19 protein-coding genes are annotated in these 19,674 nt (G+C 69.8%); 11 read left to right on the plus strand and 8 right to left on the minus strand.

The window, feature by feature from the left end; translation table 11 throughout:
- Nucleotides 1–44: 44 nt before the first annotated feature.
- Nucleotides 45–1,991 carry a DNA topoisomerase (ATP-hydrolyzing) subunit B gene (gene gyrB, locus ABZS37_RS13000; RefSeq protein WP_355168469.1) on the minus strand — a complete coding sequence of 649 codons (1,947 nt, stop codon included), beginning with the start codon at nt 1,989–1,991 and terminating at the stop codon, nt 45–47.
- A 519-nt stretch (nt 1,992–2,510) separates the two neighbouring features.
- Between gyrB and ABZS37_RS13005 the strand changes: the two genes are divergently transcribed.
- Complete coding sequence (locus ABZS37_RS13005) at nt 2,511–3,065, plus strand: hypothetical protein (protein ID WP_354992978.1); 555 nt, start codon at nt 2,511–2,513, stop codon at nt 3,063–3,065.
- Here the strand turns inward: ABZS37_RS13005 and ABZS37_RS13010 are convergent.
- Nucleotides 3,050–3,550 carry a MarR family transcriptional regulator gene (locus tag ABZS37_RS13010; RefSeq protein WP_355168471.1) on the minus strand — a complete coding sequence of 167 codons (501 nt, stop codon included), beginning with the start codon at nt 3,548–3,550 and terminating at the stop codon, nt 3,050–3,052. The genes ABZS37_RS13005 and ABZS37_RS13010 overlap by 16 nt on opposite strands.
- A 116-nt stretch (nt 3,551–3,666) precedes the next feature.
- On the opposite strand from ABZS37_RS13010, the gene ABZS37_RS13015 reads away from it, so the two are divergent.
- Nucleotides 3,667–3,894, plus strand: coding sequence for a hypothetical protein (locus ABZS37_RS13015; RefSeq protein WP_355168473.1), 228 nt, complete (start codon nt 3,667–3,669; stop codon nt 3,892–3,894).
- A 9-nt stretch (nt 3,895–3,903) separates the two neighbouring features.
- On the opposite strand, the gene ABZS37_RS13020 is transcribed toward ABZS37_RS13015, so the two are convergent.
- The 5 genes from ABZS37_RS13020 to dnaA all read right to left on the minus strand — a co-directional run bounded on the left by ABZS37_RS13020 (nt 3,904) and on the right by dnaA (nt 10,309).
- Nucleotides 3,904–4,515: a DciA family protein gene (locus ABZS37_RS13020; RefSeq protein ID WP_355168475.1), complete on the minus strand. Its 612-nt coding sequence runs from the start codon at nt 4,513–4,515 to the stop codon at nt 3,904–3,906.
- The gene (gene recF / locus ABZS37_RS13025; RefSeq protein ID WP_355168477.1) at nt 4,505–5,638 is read right to left on the minus strand and encodes a DNA replication/repair protein RecF; all 1,134 of its coding nucleotides are present in this window, start codon (nt 5,636–5,638) and stop codon (nt 4,505–4,507) included. The genes ABZS37_RS13020 and recF overlap by 11 nt, the downstream gene beginning before the upstream one ends.
- 16 nt (nt 5,639–5,654) lie before the next feature.
- The gene (gene gnd, locus ABZS37_RS13030; protein ID WP_355168479.1) at nt 5,655–6,527 is read right to left on the minus strand and encodes a phosphogluconate dehydrogenase (NAD(+)-dependent, decarboxylating); all 873 of its coding nucleotides are present in this window, start codon (nt 6,525–6,527) and stop codon (nt 5,655–5,657) included.
- A 40-nt stretch (nt 6,528–6,567) separates the two neighbouring features.
- Entirely contained in the window at nt 6,568–7,701 is a 1,134-nt protein-coding gene (gene dnaN / locus ABZS37_RS13035; RefSeq protein ID WP_355168481.1) for a DNA polymerase III subunit beta, read from the minus strand.
- A gap of 778 nt (nt 7,702–8,479) precedes the next feature.
- Nucleotides 8,480–10,309 (minus strand): chromosomal replication initiator protein DnaA, encoded by a 1,830-nt coding sequence (dnaA, locus tag ABZS37_RS13040; RefSeq protein WP_355168483.1) that lies wholly within the window; start codon nt 10,307–10,309, stop codon nt 8,480–8,482.
- A gap of 625 nt (nt 10,310–10,934) precedes the next feature.
- Here dnaA and rpmH point away from each other — a divergent pair.
- The 8 genes from rpmH to ABZS37_RS13080 all read left to right on the plus strand — a co-directional run bounded on the left by rpmH (nt 10,935) and on the right by ABZS37_RS13080 (nt 17,122).
- Nucleotides 10,935–11,072: a 50S ribosomal protein L34 gene (rpmH, locus tag ABZS37_RS13045; protein WP_007453904.1), complete on the plus strand. Its 138-nt coding sequence runs from the start codon at nt 10,935–10,937 to the stop codon at nt 11,070–11,072.
- A gap of 34 nt (nt 11,073–11,106) precedes the next feature.
- Complete coding sequence (gene rnpA, locus ABZS37_RS13050) at nt 11,107–11,523, plus strand: ribonuclease P protein component (protein WP_355168485.1); 417 nt, start codon at nt 11,107–11,109, stop codon at nt 11,521–11,523.
- On the plus strand, nt 11,520–11,816 hold the full coding sequence (gene yidD, locus ABZS37_RS13055) for a membrane protein insertion efficiency factor YidD (protein ID WP_355168487.1): 297 nt from the start codon (nt 11,520–11,522) through the stop codon (nt 11,814–11,816). Before rnpA ends, yidD begins: the two co-directional genes overlap by 4 nt.
- Nucleotides 11,817–11,818: 2 nt before the next feature.
- Nucleotides 11,819–12,808 carry a membrane protein insertase YidC gene (gene yidC, locus ABZS37_RS13060; RefSeq protein ID WP_355168737.1) on the plus strand — a complete coding sequence of 330 codons (990 nt, stop codon included), beginning with the start codon at nt 11,819–11,821 and terminating at the stop codon, nt 12,806–12,808.
- A 212-nt stretch (nt 12,809–13,020) separates the two neighbouring features.
- On the plus strand, nt 13,021–13,650 hold the full coding sequence (locus ABZS37_RS13065; protein WP_355168489.1) for a R3H domain-containing nucleic acid-binding protein: 630 nt from the start codon (nt 13,021–13,023) through the stop codon (nt 13,648–13,650).
- 4 nt (nt 13,651–13,654) lie between these two features.
- Nucleotides 13,655–14,509 carry a 16S rRNA (guanine(527)-N(7))-methyltransferase RsmG gene (rsmG, locus tag ABZS37_RS13070; protein WP_355168491.1) on the plus strand — a complete coding sequence of 285 codons (855 nt, stop codon included), beginning with the start codon at nt 13,655–13,657 and terminating at the stop codon, nt 14,507–14,509.
- Nucleotides 14,510–14,767: 258 nt separating this feature from the next.
- Nucleotides 14,768–16,081: an AAA family ATPase gene (locus tag ABZS37_RS13075; RefSeq protein ID WP_355168493.1), complete on the plus strand. Its 1,314-nt coding sequence runs from the start codon at nt 14,768–14,770 to the stop codon at nt 16,079–16,081.
- Nucleotides 16,082–16,108: 27 nt separating this feature from the next.
- Entirely contained in the window at nt 16,109–17,122 is a 1,014-nt protein-coding gene (locus tag ABZS37_RS13080; RefSeq protein ID WP_355168495.1) for a ParB/RepB/Spo0J family partition protein, read from the plus strand.
- Nucleotides 17,123–17,319: 197 nt separating this feature from the next.
- On the opposite strand, the gene ABZS37_RS13085 is transcribed toward ABZS37_RS13080, so the two are convergent.
- Nucleotides 17,320–17,646, minus strand: a complete 327-nt coding sequence (locus tag ABZS37_RS13085) for a hypothetical protein (RefSeq protein WP_355168497.1) — start codon at nt 17,644–17,646, stop codon at nt 17,320–17,322.
- Nucleotides 17,647–18,711: 1,065 nt separating this feature from the next.
- On the opposite strand from ABZS37_RS13085, the gene ABZS37_RS13090 reads away from it, so the two are divergent.
- Nucleotides 18,712–19,590, plus strand: a complete 879-nt coding sequence (locus ABZS37_RS13090; RefSeq protein WP_355168739.1) for a hypothetical protein — start codon at nt 18,712–18,714, stop codon at nt 19,588–19,590.
- The last annotated feature ends 84 nt before the right edge of the window (nt 19,591–19,674 follow it).

Consider the following 19,674-nt stretch of genomic DNA (forward strand, 5'->3'; position numbering starts at 1 on the left):
CGGTGGATCGGCCAGGCAGCACCCGGCCGATCCACCCCGGTCCGTCAGATGTCCAGGAACCGCACGTCCTTGGCGTTGCGCTGGATGAACGACCGGCGCGCCTCGACGTCCTCACCCATCAGCACACTGAACAACTCGTCGGCGGTCGCCGCGTCGTCGAGAGTGACCTGACGCAGGGTACGCGTCGCCGGGTTCATCGTGGTTTCCCACAGCTCGGGATAGTTCATCTCGCCGAGGCCCTTGAAGCGCTGGATGTCGTCCGGCTTGGCGTTCGGCTTCTTCTGCTGGCGCAGCGCGATCAGCCCGTCCCGCTCGCGGTCGGAGTACGCGTACTGCGCGTCGTCGCCCTTCTTGTTCCACTTGATCTTGTAGAGCGGCGGGGCAGCCAGGTAGACGTTGCCCATCTCGACCAGCGGACGCATGAAGCGGAACAGCAGGGTCAGCAGCAACGTCTGGATGTGCTGGCCGTCGACATCGGCGTCGGCCATGAGCACCACCTTGTGGTACCGCAGCTTCTCCATGTCGAAGTCGTCGTGGATGCCGGTGCCCAGCGCGGTGATCAGCGCTTGGACCTCGTTGTTCTTCAGCACCCGGTCGATCCGGGCCTTCTCCACGTTGAGGATCTTGCCGCGAATCGGCAGGATCGCCTGGGTCCGCGGGTCGCGGCCCTGCTTCGCCGAGCCGCCGGCCGAGTCGCCCTCGACGATGAACACCTCGGACTCACGCGGGTCGGTGGACTGGCAGTCGGCCAGCTTGCCCGGCATCGAGCCGGACTCCAGCAGCGACTTGCGCCGAGCCAACTTGCGCGCCTGCTGCGCGGCGATCCGGGCCCGGGCCGCCTGGGACGCCTTCGTGATGATCATCTTTGCCTCGGCCGGGTTGCGGTCGAACCAGTCGACCAGCCGGTCGTTGCAGACGCGCTGCACGAAGCTCTTCACCGGGGTGTTGCCAAGCTTGGTCTTGGTCTGGCCCTCGAACTGCGGGTTGGCGAGCTTGACCGAGATGATCGCCGCGAGCCCTTCCCGGATGTCCTCACCGGAGAGCTTCTCGTCGCCCTTTAGCAGCTTCTTGTCGGTGCCGTACCGGTTGACCACGCTGGTCAGCGCGGACCGGAAGCCCTCCTCGTGGGTGCCGCCCTCATGCGTGTTGATCGTGTTGGCGAAGGTGTAGACCGATTCGCCGTACGACTCGTTCCACTGCATGGCGATCTCGAGCGACATGCCCTCCTCCTCGGCACCGAACTCGACCACGGTCTTGTGGATCGGGCTCTTCGAGGCGTTGAGGTGCCGGACGAAGTCGGCGATGCCGCCCTCGTAGTAGAAGGTGACCTCACGCTGCCGGCCGTCCTCCTCCTCGGCCACCCGCTCGTCGAGCAGGTGGATGCGCAGCGCTCGGTTGAGGAAGGCCATCTCCTGCAGGCGCCGGTAGATGGTCTGGAAGTCGAAGTCGACGGTCTCGAAGATGTCGGAGTCGGGCCAGAAGGTGACCGTCGAGCCGGTGCGGTCGGTGGTCTCGCCCTTGTCCAGTGGACCGGGCTTGGAGTAGTTGTACTGCTGCCGCCACACGAAGCCGGACTTGTGGATCTCCACGGCCATCCGGGTGGAGAGCGCGTTCACCACGGAGACACCGACACCGTGCAGACCACCGGAGACCGCGTACGCCTTACCGTCGAACTTGCCACCCGCGTGCAGCACGGTCAGCGCGACCTCGACACCCGGCTTCTTGAGCTTGGGGTGGAGGTCGACCGGGAAACCACGGCCGTTGTCGGTGACCTGGACGCCACCGTCGGCGAGCAGCACCACGTCGATGGTGTCGCAGTAACCGGCCAGCGCCTCGTCGACCGCGTTGTCGACGACCTCCCAGACGAGGTGGTGCAGACCGCGCTCACCGGTGGACCCGATGTACATACCGGGCCGCTTGCGGACCGCCTCCAGACCCTCAAGAACGGTGATCGACTCTGCGCCGTACTCCTGCTTGTCCTGCGCTGCCACCCTCGGCCACTTTCTCGCGTCAGCCACGCCGGTAGGGCGCGTCGGGCGCGGGTTCGGCGGACAGGACGCGACGTCGGCGCGCAGACCGGTGCCGGAGACCTCCGGACAGCGGGTCGAACGCGCCGGTCGCCGCGGTTGCCCGCGGATCGCGATCGGCTCAACCCGACGTGGAGAATGAACCTGGGGCTGCCAGCCCCATCCCTCTCCGCACCGAGTCTTCGTCTCGCTGTCAATCCTACTGTGCGCGGAGGACAGAACCACCACTCGGCACCCTCAGAGAGGCGGCTCAGAAGTCCATAGCCGGCAGAACCCCATTGCCCACGACTCCCCCCACACGCCAGGCCCCGATCGCACGCGCGCCCCCGGAAGGGTTGACCCGCAGCCGGGCGGGTCGGGGGTCGCGGCAGTAGCGTCCGTGCCGTACGTTTGCGGCGCCCCGGGAACCGGCCTTGATCTTTACCGGCCGGAACCGGACGATCGACCCGATCGACCCGACACGTGCTCTTGAAGAGGTGACAGATGGGGCTGGACAACGTCGCGGTGCACTGGCCGCGGACCGGCCGCTTCTACGACCCGGTCGCACCGGCCGAGTTCGTCGACTTCGGCGAGATCGTCGACCTGCCGCGAATCTCCGCGCCGACCGCGGCGCTGGCTGAGCTCATCGCGAAGACCGGCACCATCCGGGCTACCGCGTACACCGAGTTGGTGGATCTGCTCCTCGGCCTCGAAGGTGTGTTGTACGCCACAGACGCTGCCGCCGAGGATGAGGACCCGGTGATCGACCCGGACGGCTGCGCCTGGGTCGCCGGCGGGATCGAGCGGTTCGTGGCCGGCCACCGCCCGCACGGCGAGGTGGTCACCTTCGAGTCGGTGAGCACCGTGCTCCGCTCGCTGCTCGGCGACGGACGACTGGCCGAGCAGCAACTGCGCTGGCTGGAGAGCCGGCTCGACGCGCTGCGCGACGAGCGCGGCGACCCGCCGCAGTGGAACTTCACCTGCGCCGAGTTGGGCGTTCTGGCCGCGTTCTACCGGCGCTGCGCCGAGCGCGGTTTCGCCGTCTACGCCGACGCCTGAGCCGCCGCGCCGGTCTCCGTGGTGGTCTGGTCGCCGCTCGGCCGGTTGGCCGCCGCGATCAACTGCGTGAGCACCGCGTGCAGGTGTTGCAGGTCCTCGACGGGCAGCCCGAGGCGCTGCACGATCGCGGCGGGGATCAGCTCTGCCTGACTCCGCAGCGCGGCACCGCTGGCGGTGAGGGTGACGGCGAGGCTGCGCTCGTCGGTGGCGTCGCGTTCCCGGCGCAGGTAACCGGCCGCTTCGAGCCGCTTGAGCAGGGGTGACAGTGTGCCCGGGTCGAGCTGCAACAGGCGGCTGAGATCGCGACCGGACAACGGCGCGTGCTGCCAGAGCGCCAACATGACCAGGTACTGCGGATGGGTCAGCCCCATCGGTTCCAGGAGTGGCCGGTAGACGGCCACCACGCTGCGCGCGGCCACCGAGAGGGCGAAACAGACCTGTTGTTCCAGCGCCAGCGGGTCGACGCCGCCCGGTTGTTCGCTCATCGGTTGCCCTCCCCAAGCACGGTGACTATCGTACCGATCATTGGTGTACCAAGCATTGGTGCCCCAACTATTGCCCGGTCGAGGGCGAAACGACGTGACGCGGGAGAGTGCGGCAGATGAGCGAGGACGGCGCGGTCACCAGGTCCCCCGGCGAGGGCGGCCGATTCCTGCGCTGGGTCTTCCGGCACCTCGCCGGCCCAGCCGAGGGCGTGCAGGGCGCGGTGCAGGGCGGCTCGGCCGAGGCCCGCGAGGCGTGGAAACGCGACCTGGCCGAGCGCAACCGCTACAGCCGGGAGCAGCGCGAGCGGAAGCGGGCGGCCCGGGAGGCCGACCGGAGGCGCTGAGAAGCCTGCTCAGCCGTACGTGTCGCGGGGGCCCCGGCCCCGCACCCGGCGCGGCCCCTTCCCCCAGGAGGGCGCGGCCGGGCCGTGGATGTGCAGCTTGCGCACCACGTTGTGGCCGACCTCGCTGGCGATCTGCTTGAGCAGCGAGCCGGCGAGCAGCCGCAGTTGGGTCGCCCAGGCGGTCGAGCGCGCCTCCACGGTCAGCTCGCCGTTCTCCAGCTTGACCGGGCGACTGTGCTGGGCGACCTCCGCACCGACGACCCGCTCCCAGGCACCGAACACGGTGGCCTCGGCCGCCGGCTGCTGCCAGCCACGCGCCTTCACCAACCGGTTCAGCACCGCGCTGAGCGGCTGCGGATCACGCGGATCGGGGCCCGGGCCCGAATAGCCACGCAGCCGCCGCCCCGAGCCACCGGCAGCGTCGCCACCGCCGCCAGGGGCACGTCGGGCGCGGGCCGCCGCCTGCCGCCGGGACAGCGCCGCGTCGAGCACCGCCCGGGCCAGCTCCGGCCCACTGGCGGCCGCCGCCGGCTCACCGCCCGTCGCTTCCTTCCCAGGGGTACGCGCGGCTGCGGCGTCGCCGGCGGCGGCGGGTCGCTTGGGGCGTGGCTCATCCGACACGGCGTACCGTCCCTTCGCCTACCTGGTAGCGGGTGCCGCGCAGGGCGGCCGGCACGTCGTCGTCCACCGCGCAGGTGACCAGCAGCTGACTCGCCCCGCCCACCAGCTCCGCCAACCGTTCCCGGCGGCCGGTGTCCAACTCCGCGAAGACGTCGTCGAGCACCAGCACCGGCTCGATGCCGTCGGCGCGCAACAGGTCGTACCCGGCCAGCCGCAACGCGAGCGCGAACGACCAGGACTCGCCGTGGCTGGCGTACCCCTTGGCGGGCAGTGGGCCGAGAGTCAGTGCCAGTTCGTCGCGGTGTGGGCCGACCAGGGTGGTGCCCCGTTCGATCTCGGCGGAGCGGGACGCGGCCAGGGCGGCGGTCAGGGCATCGGCCAACGCGGCCCGGTCGGTGGTCGGCTCCGTCAGCTCGATCGAGGGCCGGTAGGTGATGCTCGCCGCACCCCGACCGGCAGCCACCGCGTCGTAGGCCTTGGCGACGTGCGGAGTGAGCGCGGCGACGAGGTCCAGTCGGCCGGCGAGCAGCTCCGCGCCGTGCTGGGCCAGGTGGGTGTCCCAGACGGCGAGGGTGCCGAGGTCGCCGCCCCGGGACCCGCCGGTCTTGCGGGCCAGGTACGCGGTGCGCAGCAGGGCGTTGCGTTGCTTGACCACCCGCTCGTAGTCGGCCCGCACGCCCGCGTACCGCGGCTGTCGGTTGACCAGCAGGTCGTCCAGGTAGCGGCGGCGCTCGCCCGGGTCGCCCCGGACCAACTCAAGATCTTCCGGGGCGAACAGCACCAGTCGCAGGGCGCCGAGGACGTCCCGGGCCCGTCGCGCCGGTGATCGGCCCAGCCGGGCCCGGTTGGCCTTGCCGGGCACGATCTCCAGCTCGACCAGGAGCTCCCGCCCCTCGTGGACCACAGCGCAGCGGATCACCGCGGACGCGGCGCCCATCCGGACCAGAGGTGCGTCCGTGGCGACCCGGTGCGAATCCAGGGTCGCCACGTAGCCCAGCGCCTCGACGAGGTTGGTCTTGCCGACGCCGTTGGCGCCGGTCAGGACGTTCGCCCCCGGCTGGAGGTCGACGGCCACCCGCTCGTACGAGCGGAAGTCGATCAGTTCCAGCCGGTGGACGTACACAGGGTGTGGATACCGCTCAGCGCTTGTGGACGGCGTGGCCGCCGAACTGCTGGCGCAGCGCGGCGACGGCCTTCATGGCGGGCGAGTCGTCCTGCCGCGAGGCGAACCGGGCGAACAGCGACGCGGTGATGACGTTCAGCGGCACGGCCAGCCGGACCGCCTCGTCGACCGTCCACCGGCCCTCGCCGGTGTCCTCGGTGTAGCCGCTCAGGTCGGCCAGCTCCGGGTCCTCGTCGAGCGCCCGGTCCAGCAGGTCGAGCAGCCAGGAGCGGACGACGGTGCCCTCCCGCCAGGACTTGATGACGCCCGGCACGTTGGTCACCAGCTCGGAGGCGGCCATCAGCTCGTAGCCCTCGGCGTAGGCGTGCATCAGGCCGTACTCGATGCCGTTGTGCACCATCTTCGAGTAGTGCCCGGCACCGACCGGCCCGGCGTGCACGAAGCCGAACTCGCCCTCCGGCTTGAGCGCGTTGAAGATCGGCATCAGCCGGTCGACGTGCTCCTGGGCGCCGCCGACCATCAGCCCATAGCCGTTCTGCCGGCCCCAGACACCGCCGGAGACGCCGACGTCGATGTAGCCGATGCCCAGCTCGTTGAGCCGCTCGGCTCGCGGGGCGTCGTCGCTGAAGCGCGAGTTGCCACCGTCGATGATGATGTCGCCCGCACCGAGCACCCCGGCGAGCTCGTCGATGGTGGCGTCGGTGACACCGGCGGGCACCATGACCCAGACCGCACGCGGCGACTCGAGCTTGTCCGCCAGATCCGCGATGGTCGCGACGTCGCTCAGCTGGGCGTTGTGGTCGAAGCCGACCACCTCGTGGCCTGCCGCACGCAACCGCTCCCGCATGTTGCCGCCCATACGGCCGAGTCCTACAAGGCCGAGCTGCATGTGTTTCTACCTCCGTGGATCTGGGTGGTGCTGGGCGCGATCAGCGGGATACGCGAATCGGCATGATGAGGTACCGATACCCCGGAATGACCTCGCCGTCCTCCCCGGCGGGGGAGATCACCGCCGGCTTGAAGGCGTCGACGAACGAGAGCACAGCGGTCTGGGAACCCAGGTTGGCCAGGCCGTCGATGAGGTACTGCGGGTTGAACCCGATGGTCAGCGCGTCGCCGGTGAAGGTGGCCTCCATCGCCTCGCTGGCGCGCGCCTCCTCGGAACCGCCGGCCTCGACCACCAGGCCGTCCGCGCTGAAGCTGAGCAGCACCGGGGTGGTCCGCTCGGCGACCAGCGCGACCCGCTTGACCACCTCGATCAGGGTGCTGACCGGCACCCGGGCCTCGGCGTTGTGAGTGGCCGGGAAGAGCGAACGCACCGGCGGGTAGTTGGCGCCGTCGAGCAGGCGGCTGGTGGTGCGCCGGGTGCCGCCGGCCAGGCCGACCATGCCCTCACCCGCAGCGCCCTGGGCGAGAGCGAGCGTGACCTCGCCGCCCAGCGGGCCGAGGGCCTTGGCGGTGTCGTTCAGGGTGCGGGCCGGCACCAGGGCGTTGATGCTCACCTCGGGGTCGTCCGGACGCCACTGGATCTCACGCAGGGCCAGCCGGTAACGGTCGGTGGCGAGCATCGACAGCATGTTGCCGGAGAGCTCGACGCGCACGCCGGTCATCATCGGCAGCGTCTCGTCGCGGCCGGCCGCGATGGCCACCTGGGCGACCGCGGTGGCGAACGCTGCGGCGTCGACCGTGCCGGCGCTCTGCGGCATCTCGGGCAGCGCGGGGTAATCCTCCACCGGCATGGTGGGCAGGGTGAACCGGGCGCTGCCGCACACCAGCTCGAGGTGGGCGCCGACCGCGGCGATGTCCACCGGCTTGGCCGGCAATGCCTTGGTGATCTCGGCGAGCAGGCGGCCGGAGACGAGTGCGGCGCCGTCGGCGTCACCCTGCACCTCGACGGTCACCTGGCTGGAGACCTCGTAGTCGAACCCGGACACCCGCAGGTTGCCGTCGGTGACACGGAGCATCACCCCGGCAAGCACCGGTACGGATGGCCGGTTGGGCAGGCTCTTCGCGGTCCACGCCACGGCCTCGGCGAGCGCGTCGCGCTCTACTCGGAACTTCATCAATGCCTCCGCGTCGACGTCAGCGACAACTCTCTCATGCCGACCGCTGCCTACCGTCCCGCCCAACCGTGCGGGTACCCATCGCACCTTAGGGCGCGGGGGCATCGGCTGTGCGCCCGACCCCATGGATCGTGTCGGTGCTGACCGGCTGATCCGGCAGCGTTCGGCCCGATCCACAGAAAGCCCAACGGTGATTATTGGTTTTTGTTCTCTTAGAAGAGATAACCCATCGTCTTCATCGCACCTGTGCAAACTGTGGAAAACTCGGGTCTGCGCAGCTCAGACAGGTTATCCACCGGTGATTTAGCTGTGGAGAACCGGGGGTCAAACTGGCTTGCGTGTCCACAGCCCGGTCGCGGCGGCCGGTTGTCCACCGTTGTCCACCGGTTGTCCACCGGTAATCCACCGACTTTCTCCCCATGCCTGTGGATGACGATGAAGATCACCATTGCCGTCATCCCCAGAACCTTCAACAGCTCGTACACAGGTCGACGGCCATCGGTGGAAAACGTGGCGGTTGTCCCTAGGCGTCCACAGGCTCGTCCACAGGGTTTCTCCACAGCCTGTGGGTAACCGGCGAAGGACGGACCGTAGTTATCCACCGACGGTGGACAACGAGCTGTGGACAACGAGTGGGAGTCGAGGCGGTCACGGCTTCGATGCTGTGGTCTACACCATGTCGAGAGTCAAGCTGAGGGACCAAAAAAGAACGCCCGACCGGAGATCCGGCCGGGCGTGTCCCGGGCTGCGTGCCGTCACGACGGCGCTGGCGTACCCCTCAGCTGTTCTGCTTGATCCGGTTGGTCAGCTCGGCGATCTGGTTGTAGAGCGAGCGGCGCTCCGCCATCTGCTGACGGATCTTCCGGTCGGCGTGCATCACCGTGGTGTGGTCCCGGCCACCGAAGGCCTGCCCGATCCGGGGCAGCGACAGCTCGGTCAACTCCCGACACAGGTACATGGCCACCTGCCGGGCGTTGACGAGCACCCGGGACCTGGACTGACCGCGCAGGTCCTCCAGGCTCACCCCGAAGTAGTCAGCGGTCGAGGCCATGATCTGGTCGGCGTTGATCTCCGGCCCGGCGCCGTCGGGCATGAAGTCCCGGAGGACCTCCTCGGCCAGTGACAGCTCGACGGTCGACCGGGTCAGACTGGCGAACGCGGTCACGCGGATCAGCGCGCCCTCCAGTTCCCGGATGGAGTTCGACACCCGGGAGGCGATGAACTCCAGCACGTCCGGCGGGGCGTACATCCGCTCCTGCGCCGCCTTCTTCTGCAGGATCGCGATCCGGGTCTCCAGGTCCGGCGGCTGGATGTCGGCCAGCAGCCCCCACTCGAACCGGGTTCGCATCCGGTCCTCAAGGGTGGCGAGCTGGCGTGGCGACCGGTCGGAGGTGATCACGATCTGCTTGTTGGCGTTGTGCAGGGTGTTGAAGGTGTGGAAGAACTCCTCCTGCGTGCGCTCGCGGTTCTCCAGGAACTGGATGTCGTCGATCAGCAGGATGTCGACGTCGCGGTAGCGCCGCTGGAACGCGCTGGTCTTGTCGTCCCGGAGCGAGTTGATGAAGTCGTTGGTGAACTCCTCGGTCGAGACGTACCGGACCGAGCGGGCGTTGCCGAGTGTCGTGGCGTAGTGCCCGATGGCGTGCAGCAGGTGGGTCTTGCCCAGCCCGGAGTGACCGTAGATGAAGAGCGGGTTGTACGCCTTCGCCGGTGACTCCGCCACCGCCACGCTCGCCGCGTGCGCGAACCGGTTGGACGAGCCGATGACGAACGTCTCGAACATGTACTTCGGGTTGAGTCGGTTGCCCCCGGTGTCGGCACCGGGCAGCCGGCGGTCGTCACGGCCACCCGTCCGGTGGTCCACTCCGCTACGGCCGGGGCCGCTGTCCGTTCCGCTGTCCCGGGGCAGCGCGCGGATCACGTGCTGGTCGCGCGGCGACGAAGGGTCTTCCCGATAGCGGGGCTCGTAGGGCCGGGTGTCCGGGCCGGGTGGGTCCAGGCGAGCGGCCTGCTCGTCGTAGCCGCGTCGGTCCGGCCCCGGGCGGGTCGACCGCATCGGCTCCGCGAAGGAGGCGCTGAACAGCGCCTCCTGCCCGTCCCTGCTGGCCGGGATCAGCCCCGAACGATGTCCGTCAGCGGTCGCCGTGAGTGGCGGACCCGCGGGTGCGGGTGGCGCGGCCGGCTCGGGCATACGCGCCGTATGTGGTTGCTCAGGGATCAACGCGTCGGCCGTCGGCCGAAGGCCCTGGTCGTCGTCGAACGGTGCGGCGGCCGGTCCCTCGACGTCGAGCGGCCCGGTCTCCGGGGCGCTGCGGTAGACGGTGCCGGCCGGTCGGCCCGTGGCGTCCTCGGCGACCCGGACGGTGACCGCGACCTGGATCGGCCGGCCGAGCCGGCGGGTGAGCGCCTCGGTGATCGCCGGGCGCAGCCGTGACTCGATCACGTCCCGGGTGAACGCGTCCGGGACGGAGAGAAGCGCGGTGTCCTCGACGATCGCCCGCAGGCGGGTCAGTCGGAGATAGGCACGCTGCTGAGCGGAGATGATCTCGTCGGCGAGCTCGTCGGTCGCCGCTAACCACACCGCGGCAAGGTCGGTCGTACCGGCCACCGTCGTGCCACCCCCTCGCCTCTGCTCCCGGCCGCCGCTGTCTGCCAGCCGGCCGTCCCGGGCCCGCCGCGTTCGCGGGTGAAACAACACCCACCCGGACGATCGACCGGTGGTCATCCACAAGTTATCCACAGCCTGTGTACCGACCGATTGTGGCCGCCGCCGGACGCGGGTGCGACCTGCCCCTGCCTGAACGGGCGCTGAAGCGGGTTCACCGTGCCGAACGATTCACTACCTGGTCCGGTCTTGCCTGTGCGACGACCGGAGCTTCCGACGCTCACCGCAATCGGGCACGGTAACAGCGTTGTCCCTGCGCCATCAACCGGCGACGCGGCGACGCCCTTGTCGGCATCAGCGAAAACCGCCCTTCGGCCTCGGGCGCGTCCCGTTATCCGCTGCTCGGGGTGTTTGACGGTCATTGCCCCCCTGCGTAGGCTGGAACGGCTGCTTTCTCGCCCTCTGCTAGGGTGATGGGTGCTTGCTGTCCGCGGTCGCATCCCCGCATCGCCGAGGTCCCGCTCCACCGGACAGCACCGATCGTGGGCCACCGCTGAGGTGTCCTGGACCACCACACGACCCCGGCGATCCCGTCGCGCGGGGCGCGTACGAAAACGGAGAGCCTGACGTGAGCAAGCGCACCTACCAGCCGAACAACCGCCGGCGCGCGAAGACCCACGGCTTCCGGCTGCGCATGCGCACCCGTGCCGGCCGTGCCATCCTTTCGAGCCGTCGCGCCAAGGGTCGCACCACCCTGTCGGCCTGAGCCGATCGGGCCGGTCCAGGGGACGTGGGCAGTCGTGCTGGCAGCCGCGCAGCGACTGCGGCGCAGCACTGACTTCGCCGCAGCGGTTCGCGGTGGCCGACGCGCCGGACGTGGCGTCGTCGTGGTCCACCTGACCGTGCCGGTGACCGTCGAACCCAGCACACCGACCTCGCCGGAGCCGGTGCGGGACGATGGTGCGGAGCAGTTCTCCGTGCCGTCCCGCGCCGGCTTCGTCGTGTCCAAGGCTGTCGGCAACGCGGTGACCCGCAACCGGGTTCGGCGCCGACTGCGGGCACTGGTCCGGGAACGGTTGATCGACCTGCCGGCCGGCAGCACCCTGGTCGTCCGGGCGCTTCCCGCAGCGGCGGAGGCGTCCTACCCCCGGCTCGCCACGGACCTGGACGCCGCCATCGCGGTCGCCCGATCGCCCCGCGAGCGGCGGTCCCGATGAGCGACAGCGACCAGACCAGCACGCGCCCGCCGACAACCGGTGCCAAGGTGCTGATCGCGCCCATCATCGCGTACCGTCGGTGGATAAGTCCGGCACTGCCGGCCCGCTGTCGGTTCTACCCGTCGTGCAGTGCGTACGCCCAGGAGGCTGTCGTTCGGCACGGCGCGCTCCGGGGAGCCGTGCTGGCGGTCCGGCGACTGTTGCGTTGCCACCCCTTTCACCCTGGTGGATATGACCCGGTGCCGGAGCCGGGCGGCCGCCGCCGCACTGATGTGACTGGAGCCCCGAATTGAGTCTGAGTCTCGACTGGATCTACTACGCGATTTCGTGGATCCTGCTGACCTGGCACTCTGCCTGGGACGCCATCGGGGTGCCGGTCGGCGCGGTGCTCGGCACCAACTTCGCCTGGATCCTGTCCATCGTCTTCCTGGTGGTCACCGTCCGGGTGATCCTGTTCCCGGTCTTCGTCAAGCAGATCAAGTCGCAGCGTGCGATGCAGGCGCTCCAGCCCAAGGTCAAGGAGCTTCAGGAGAAGCACAAGGGTGACCGGGAGACGCTCCAGAAAGAAATGATGGAGCTCTACAAGAAGGAGAAGGCCAACCCGCTGATGGGTTGCCTTCCGATGTTCCTTCAGATCCCGGTCTTTCTGGGCCTCTTCCACGTGCTGCGCCGCCTCGACCCGGACAAGCAGAACAAGACCCTCTACGGCTGGACCGTCGACCAGTTCCAGAGCGCCTCGCAGGCGAAGCTCTTCACCGCCCCGATCGCCGGCAAGTTCGGCTCCACGGCCGACGAACTGGCGAGCCTGGGCGCCAACGGCAGCACCGTCAAGATCATTGCCGGCATCCTGGTTCTGGTCATGATCGCGACCACCTACCTGACCAGCCGTCAGATGATCCTCAAGACCGGCTGGGCCGAGGACCCGCAGCAGCGGATGATCCAGCGACTGATGCTCTACGGCATCCCCGCGTCGCTGCTGATCTCCGGTGCGATCTTCCCGATCGGCGTGATCATCTACTGGGTCACCAACAACCTCTTCACCCTCGGCCAGCAGCAGTGGGTGCTGCGGAAGTTCCCGCCGCCGGTGACCGCCAAGAAGGCCGTCGCCCCCGCCGCCACCCGCAACCCGGTGCAGCCCGCCAAGTCCGGTGGCCTGTTCGGTCGTGGCAAGTCGGCCCCGCCGGCGCCGGTCAAGGCGACCGCGCCCAAGGTGGCCGGGCCGAAGCCGGGCGCCAAGCCGATGAACAACCCGAAGAAGAGCCGGCCCGCCAAGCGGCAGGGCTGACCTGTAAGGGCCGTCGCCGGGTGACCGGCGGCGGCCCGTTCCGCACTGTGCAGCCGCCGTACGGCCGGCGCCGGGCGGAACCGACCGCGCACCGCGCGGCCACGGGCGAGACTGCCCGTACAGACGTGCCCGTGGGCACCGGCGACCTCCCGCCGGCCCCGGGAAACCAGTCGGACCCGACGGTCCGGCCGACCGAGTACGGAGATGAGACCGTGACCGAGACCAGCATCCCCCACGCCGAGCAGTCCCTGGACGAGGAGGAGACCGCGACGCTCGCGGTGGACGGCGACGACACCGAGGCCGACGACGTTGAGGCTGACGACGCGGAGGCCGACGACACCGATACCGCCGCCGGTACCCGGGTCAAGAAGGCTGTGAGCGAGGGCGACCTGTTCCGGCAGAGCGAGATCGCGGCCGACTACGTCGAAGGGCTGCTGGACATCCTCGACTACGACGGCGACATCGACGAGCTGGTCGCCGCCGGTCGCCCGATGGTCGAGGTGGTTGGCGAGCGGCTGCAGAATCTGGTCGGCCAGCGTGGGGCCACCCTGGAGGCGCTCCAGGAGCTGACCCGCCTCGCCGTCTTCCGGCAGACCGGAACGCCGAGCCGCCTGCTGCTCGACGTCGGCGGCTACCGGGCGAACCGCCGCAAGGAACTCGCCGCGGTCGCCAAGAACGCCGTCGAGAAGGTCAAGGAGTACGGCGAGCCGGTCCGGCTGGACGCGATGTCCGCGTTCGAGCGCAAGTGCGTGCACGACGTGGTCAACGCCATGTCTGGAGTGGCGAGCGAATCCGAGGGTGTGGAGCCGAACCGGCGCATCGTCGTACGGCCGGCGGACTGACCGGGTGACCCACGACGACATCACGGCCGATGCCGTGACCGGCCCGGGCGGCACGCCGCCCGGGCCGTCCGCTGTCCGGCCCGCCAGCCCCGATGCTGACGTCGACTCACCTCGACACGACACTGCCCCGTCGCCAGCCGACGCGGCGCTGCCACCCGAGTTGGCGCCGGCCGCACTGACCCTCTTCGGCGAACGTCTCGACGTGGCCGCCGCGTACGCCGAGCTGTTGGCCACCGACGGGGTGGTCCGCGGTCTGATCGGCCCCCGGGAGGCACCCCGCATCTGGGATCGGCACCTGCTCAACTGTGCTGCGGTCGCCGAGCGGATCCCGTCCGGCGCGACCGTGCTCGACGTCGGCGCCGGCGCCGGTCTACCGGGTCTGGTCCTGGCCATCGCGCGCCCGGACCTCACGGTCACCCTGATCGAGCCCCTCGCCCGACGGACGTCGTTCCTGATCGAGGTCGTCGAGCGACTCGGCCTGACCAGGTCGGTGCGGGTGTTCCGCGGTCGTGCCGACGAGGCGGCCACCGGATCGAGTGGTCGGGAACCGATCAGCGGAGAGGTGGTGACCTCCCGGGCGGTCGCGCCACTGGATCGACTGGCGGGTTGGTGCCTGCCACTGGCGGTTCGTGGTGGCCGTCTGCTGGCGCTCAAGGGTTCGTCCGCCGCAGCGGAGATCGAGGAGCACGCCGAGGTGGTGACGCGACTCGGTGGCGGCGAGCCGGCGGTGCACCTCTGCGGCATCGGAGTGATCGATCCGCCCGCCACCGTCGTGGAGATCGTGCGCGAGCGGATGGTTGGCCCTGCGCGCCCGGCGGCCAACAAGCGCCCCCGTGACGGACGCTCCCGCCGACGCTGACACTTTGCGCCATCGGGCTTCCGGCCGGTGGGTTGCCTCGTTGTACCGGTACGGATGTACGAGGAGATGACAACCCGACGTGGACCGGCCGCGCCCGTCCGCCGTAGGCTGACCGCGCGTCGATAGTGTGGAGCGGGCGGCGGACGTCGCAAGGTCTCCGACCGCTCCCGAGGGGCCGTACGCTCCGGGTTGCGAGCGTGGGTACGGCCAAGTTGACCGGGGCGCGGACCGACCATCCGAAGCGGGCAGGGATGACAGGTGCATGACGACGGCAGGTACGACGATCCACGCGTGACCGGGTCAACCAGCGATCCCGTTTCACGTGAAACCGACTACCCGAGCTGGTCGCCCGGCGCGACCGGGCCTGCGGACGGCGATCCGCCGGCAGTTCGCGACGATCCTGCGGGCTCGGGGCAGCCGGAGGGATCAGCCACCCCGGAGCCGACGACTGTTCGTCGGACGCCGGAGGGGTTGAGCCGACCGGTCAACGCCGCAGAGGTGCGGCTGACCTCAGGTCGACGCAACACCGCCGCGGCGGTTCGGTTCGAGCCTGCGGTCCCGCACCAACCCACCGCGGCGGTTGCTCGCGACGCCGCACCGGTGATCGACGCCGCGCCGGTCGCTTCGACCGAGTCGCTGGCCGCCGTGGCGGCCGATCCCACGTACGTTTCACGTGAAACCCCGACGCGCGAAGAGGATGACCCACCGTTGGCTATGGAGGCGATGCGCGCCGTGCAGATCCTGAATCCCAGTGGCGAGGTGATCATGCCTCGGCCGGACCGGACACGGGTCATGTGCGTCGCCAACCAGAAGGGCGGCGTGGGTAAGACCACCACCACCGTCAACCTTGCGGTGGCGCTCGCCCTGCACGGCAACCGGGTGCTCGTGGTGGACCTCGACCCGCAGGGCAATGCCTCGACCGGGCTCAACGTCCCGCACCACACCGGCATCCCGGACGTCTACGACTGCCTGATCAACAGCGTGCCACTGGCCGAGGTGGCGCAGGCGGTCGAGGGCATCCCCAACCTGTGGTGCGTACCCGCGACCATCGACCTGGCCGGTGCGGAGATCGAGCTGGTGTCGGTCGTGGCACGGGAGTCGCGCCTGGACCGGGCGATCACCGCCTACCCGGGCGAGTTCGACTACGTCTTCATCGACTGCCCGCCCTCGCTCGGTTTGCTCACGGTCAACGCCCTGGTTGCCGCGCAGGAGGTGCTGATTCCGATCCAGTGCGAGTACTACGCGCTGGAAGGGCTCAACCAGCTGATCAACAACATCAACCTGGTGCGCCAACACCTCAACCCGAAGCTCGATGTCTCCACCATCCTGCTGACCATGTACGACCGCCGTACCCGGTTGGCCGACGCCGTCGAGCAGGACGTCCGGAACCACTTTGGCGACAAGGTTCTCCAGGCGGTCATCCCCCGCAACGTCCGGGTCTCCGAGGCACCCAGCTACGGCCAGTCGGTGATGACCTACGATCCCGGTTCGCGGGGGGCGACGAGTTACTTCGAAGCCGCCCAGGAGATCGCCGAGCGGGGCGTCAAGGAGCCGGTGGGCCGGAATGCGTAGTGCGGACGAGTTGCTGGGAGGCGTGGCATGAAGAACCGTCCTCGGGGCGGTCTGGGTAAGGGCCTGGGGGCTCTGATCCCGACCGGGCCGGCGCCGAGTGCCGCCGGCACCATGACGGCCGAACCGGAGAACGAGTACGTGGACGATGCGGTCGCCGCCGCCGTCCCCGTGCTGTCCGTCGGGGCGCCAGCCCACGAGCCGGAGCCCACGCTCAGTCCGGTACCCGGAGCCCGATTCGCCGAGATCCCGGTCGACGCGATCCTGCCCAACCCGAAGCAGCCTCGCCAGGTCTTCGACGAGGATGCGCTGGAGGAGCTCAAGACCTCGATCCAGGAGGTCGGCTTTCTTCAGCCCATCGTCGTCCGGCAGCTCGACGGCGAGAAGTACGAACTGGTCATGGGCGAGAGGCGTTGGCGGGCCGCCCAGGCGGTGGGGCGGGAGAATATCCCGGCGATTATCCGGGATACCCGTGATGACGCCATGCTCCGCGACGCCCTCCTGGAGAACATCCACCGGGCCAACCTGAACCCCCTGGAAGAGGCCGCCGCCTACCAGCAGCTGCTGGAGGAGTTCGGGGCCACCCACGAGGAGTTGGCCCGGCGGATCGGCCGGAGCCGTCCGCAGATCTCCAACACGATCCGGCTGTTGAACCTGCCGGCCCAGGTCCAGCGCCGGGTCGCTGCGGGGATCCTGTCGGCGGGCCACGCCCGCGCTCTGCTGAGCCTCGACGAGGCGGAGGCGCAGGAGCAGTTGGCGTTGCGGATCGTGGCCGAGGGCCTGTCGGTTCGGGCAACCGAGGAGATCGTGGCCCTGGCCCTGAACGATGGGCCGGCGAATGGTTCGGCCGCCAAGCGGCGACCGAAGGCGCACGCGCCAGCCCTGACCGATCTCGCCGATCGGCTGTCCGACCGGTTCGACACCCGGGTGAAGGTGGACATCGGTCGGAGCAAGGGCAAGATCACGATTGAGTTCGCGACGGTGGACGACCTTGAGCGCATCGTGGGAATCATCGGAGTGCAGCAGGAGGAGAGCGGGGACTGAGCCCTCTCTTTCGCTTACGGCCGCGCACCCCTCCGGGTAGCGCGGCCGTTCTGCATTCCCGCTCGTCGCGTTTCACGTGAAACAGCGAAGCCGCTTCGCGCTCGGTCGGGGCTCTGTGAACTCCAGCCGGGCGTCGCAGCCGACTCGCTCAGGCCCACTGCGCGCGACCGGGTCGGTTTCACGTGAAACAGAGGTCTTCAACGGATGCGGTGCACCCGCCGACTGGGGATGACCATGAGTACCCCTTGCAGGCCGCCCAGCGGGCCGCTGCGGCCCCGGAAACCGTAGAGGGTGGTTGTGGTCGGCCAGACCAGGCCGAGGCCTTCACGTTGCGTCTGCGAGACAGTCGAACCGCCAATCGCCCGCCGCCGCCGCCCGCCGCCCGCCGCCGCCGCCCGCCGCCCGCCGCCGCCGCCCGCCGCCCGCCGCCCGCCGCCGCCGCCCGCCGCCCGCCGCCGGCCGCCCGCCGCCCGCCGCCCGCCGCCGCCCGCCGCCCGCCGCCCGCCGCCGCCGCCGCCCTTCATGCCGGCCGTCCGCCGTCCGCGCCTTCCTGTCCGCCGTCGGCGGATCCCGAGTGCCGGCCGTCGCTGTGACTGCATGGCCCCGCTCCTCCAGCCAACCCCTGGACGGCGGGTGCGGAAACCGGCGATCGCCGGCGTACCCACCTCGCCTGACCCGGAATGCCGTGGTCCGCATTCCGCTGGCGTCCGCTGAGCCGTGAGCATTCGCGCCTCCTGCGGTCCATGCCAGCGACCGCGCCGACAGGGAGCATGCGCCCAGCGGCGGCCAGGTGCGTGGCAGGCCGCCACGGCCCGGGCCCACCGGGGCGTGTCCTTCACCGACGTAGAGCAAAGGGCAGGGCCGCACGACCGTGGCTGGCCAGACATGGCTGGGGAGGCTCATGGCATCCGTGCTGAAGCGTCTTCGCAGCCATCCCCGACGCACTGCGCGCCCGAAGTCGCTCTGAACGTCGATCAGACGCTGCGGTCACCGTCCCGCCTCTTTCCCTGAGGTGCGGGCCGGCTCGCAGCTCCAGGCGCGACAGTTCGACCACGTCCAAACACCCGACGGTGGGGAGTCATCCACCGGTCGGTTCAGCGGTTCGCTGACAACGACCGAAGGGCCGAAAAGTTATCCACACCCTTTGTCCACAGGCACCCCCTGTTTCACGTGAAACAGCGCGTGAGAGCGGGTGTGAGCCTGTGGATGACGGGCTGTGTTCAGGATCTCGGCAGCCTGTGGATATCGCTCAACGACGCAATGGTGACCCCGCGCACGTCATCGACGGAGGGCACTGATCCGGTAGGCGGGGACCGGTCAAACAGGTAGGGACAGCAGTGCCAGACTCGGTTAGGGTCAGCGTCGTGCACGACACCCCTCCCTCAGTCCCGGACTTCACCCAGTGGCCGTCGTTCCCCTTCGAGGGTGACCTCCACGTGAAGCAACTTGATGATCCGGTCCCGGTCGAACCGCCCCGGAAGGGCGAGGGTCTCCGGGAATGCACCGCCTGCAACGCACCCGACGATGCCTACATCTGGGTGGGTGAGCGGTGGCGAGTACGCGCCATGGACCGGCCCACCGGGCTGCCCATGGTGCTCATCCTGGAATCGCGAACCCACCTCGACCTCGGTGACCTGCCGAACCTGCTTGCTGCAGAGTTGGGTGTGATGACCGTACGTCTGGAGCGGGCCATCCGGTCTCTCGACGGCGTGGCTCGGGTGCACGTCAACCGGTGGGGCGACGGCTCGGCCCACCTGCACATGTGGTTCCTCGCCCGGCCGTACGGCCGACTTCAGCTGCGGGGGACCTTCCTGTCACTGTGGGACTCGATCCTGCCTCCGATCTCCGAGGCGCAGTGGCGGGAGAATCTCGCGCTCGTCGCCGCCTGGCTCGCCGAGTTTGGTGGCCGTCCGCTCGCCGAGCCACCCCGCATCCAGTGGCAGGCACCGTCCAGCCTGCTGGCCCAGTCCGCTGCCGCCGACGCTGCCGCCGCGGACGCCGCTGCCGCGGCAGCGGTTGCCTCGGTCATCGAGGCGGCAGAGGAGATCCCGGAACCAGCGATCGACTCCGGCGCCGAGCCGACCGACGGCGAGACGGCGTCCTCGGCCGATCCGATCGCCGTGGACGCGAACGACTCCTCGGTCGCCGTCACCGATCCGACGGGTCAACCCACTCGGTCGGCCCCCAACGTGGCGAGCGGGGCGTCCGCCGGCCCACCGTCCGCCGTATTCGGCACCGTGGGGCGGCCTACCAACGGGCCCGCAGTCCTCCGCAGCACGGCGGACGACACCGCTGACGCGACCGGAGCCGGCACCGTTGACGAGATCGGACCTGACAACGCTGACGAGGCCGCCGCTGGCACCACAAACGAGGCCGCCAGAAAGGCGATCCCGGACACCGGTACCCCGGCTGCCGCAGCCGCACAGACCAACGGCCTCGGCGCACCGGGCGTCGGCCCCACCCGCTGATGCTGGACCGACCATGAGGTTGGCGACGGCACCCCGGCGTGCGGCGCCCGCCAACCTCATGGTCGACCTATGGGCAGCACCGCG

Origin of the sequence: Micromonospora sp. NPDC005413 (assembly GCF_040606435.1) — a bacterium.
Classification (GTDB): domain Bacteria; phylum Actinomycetota; class Actinomycetes; order Mycobacteriales; family Micromonosporaceae; genus Micromonospora.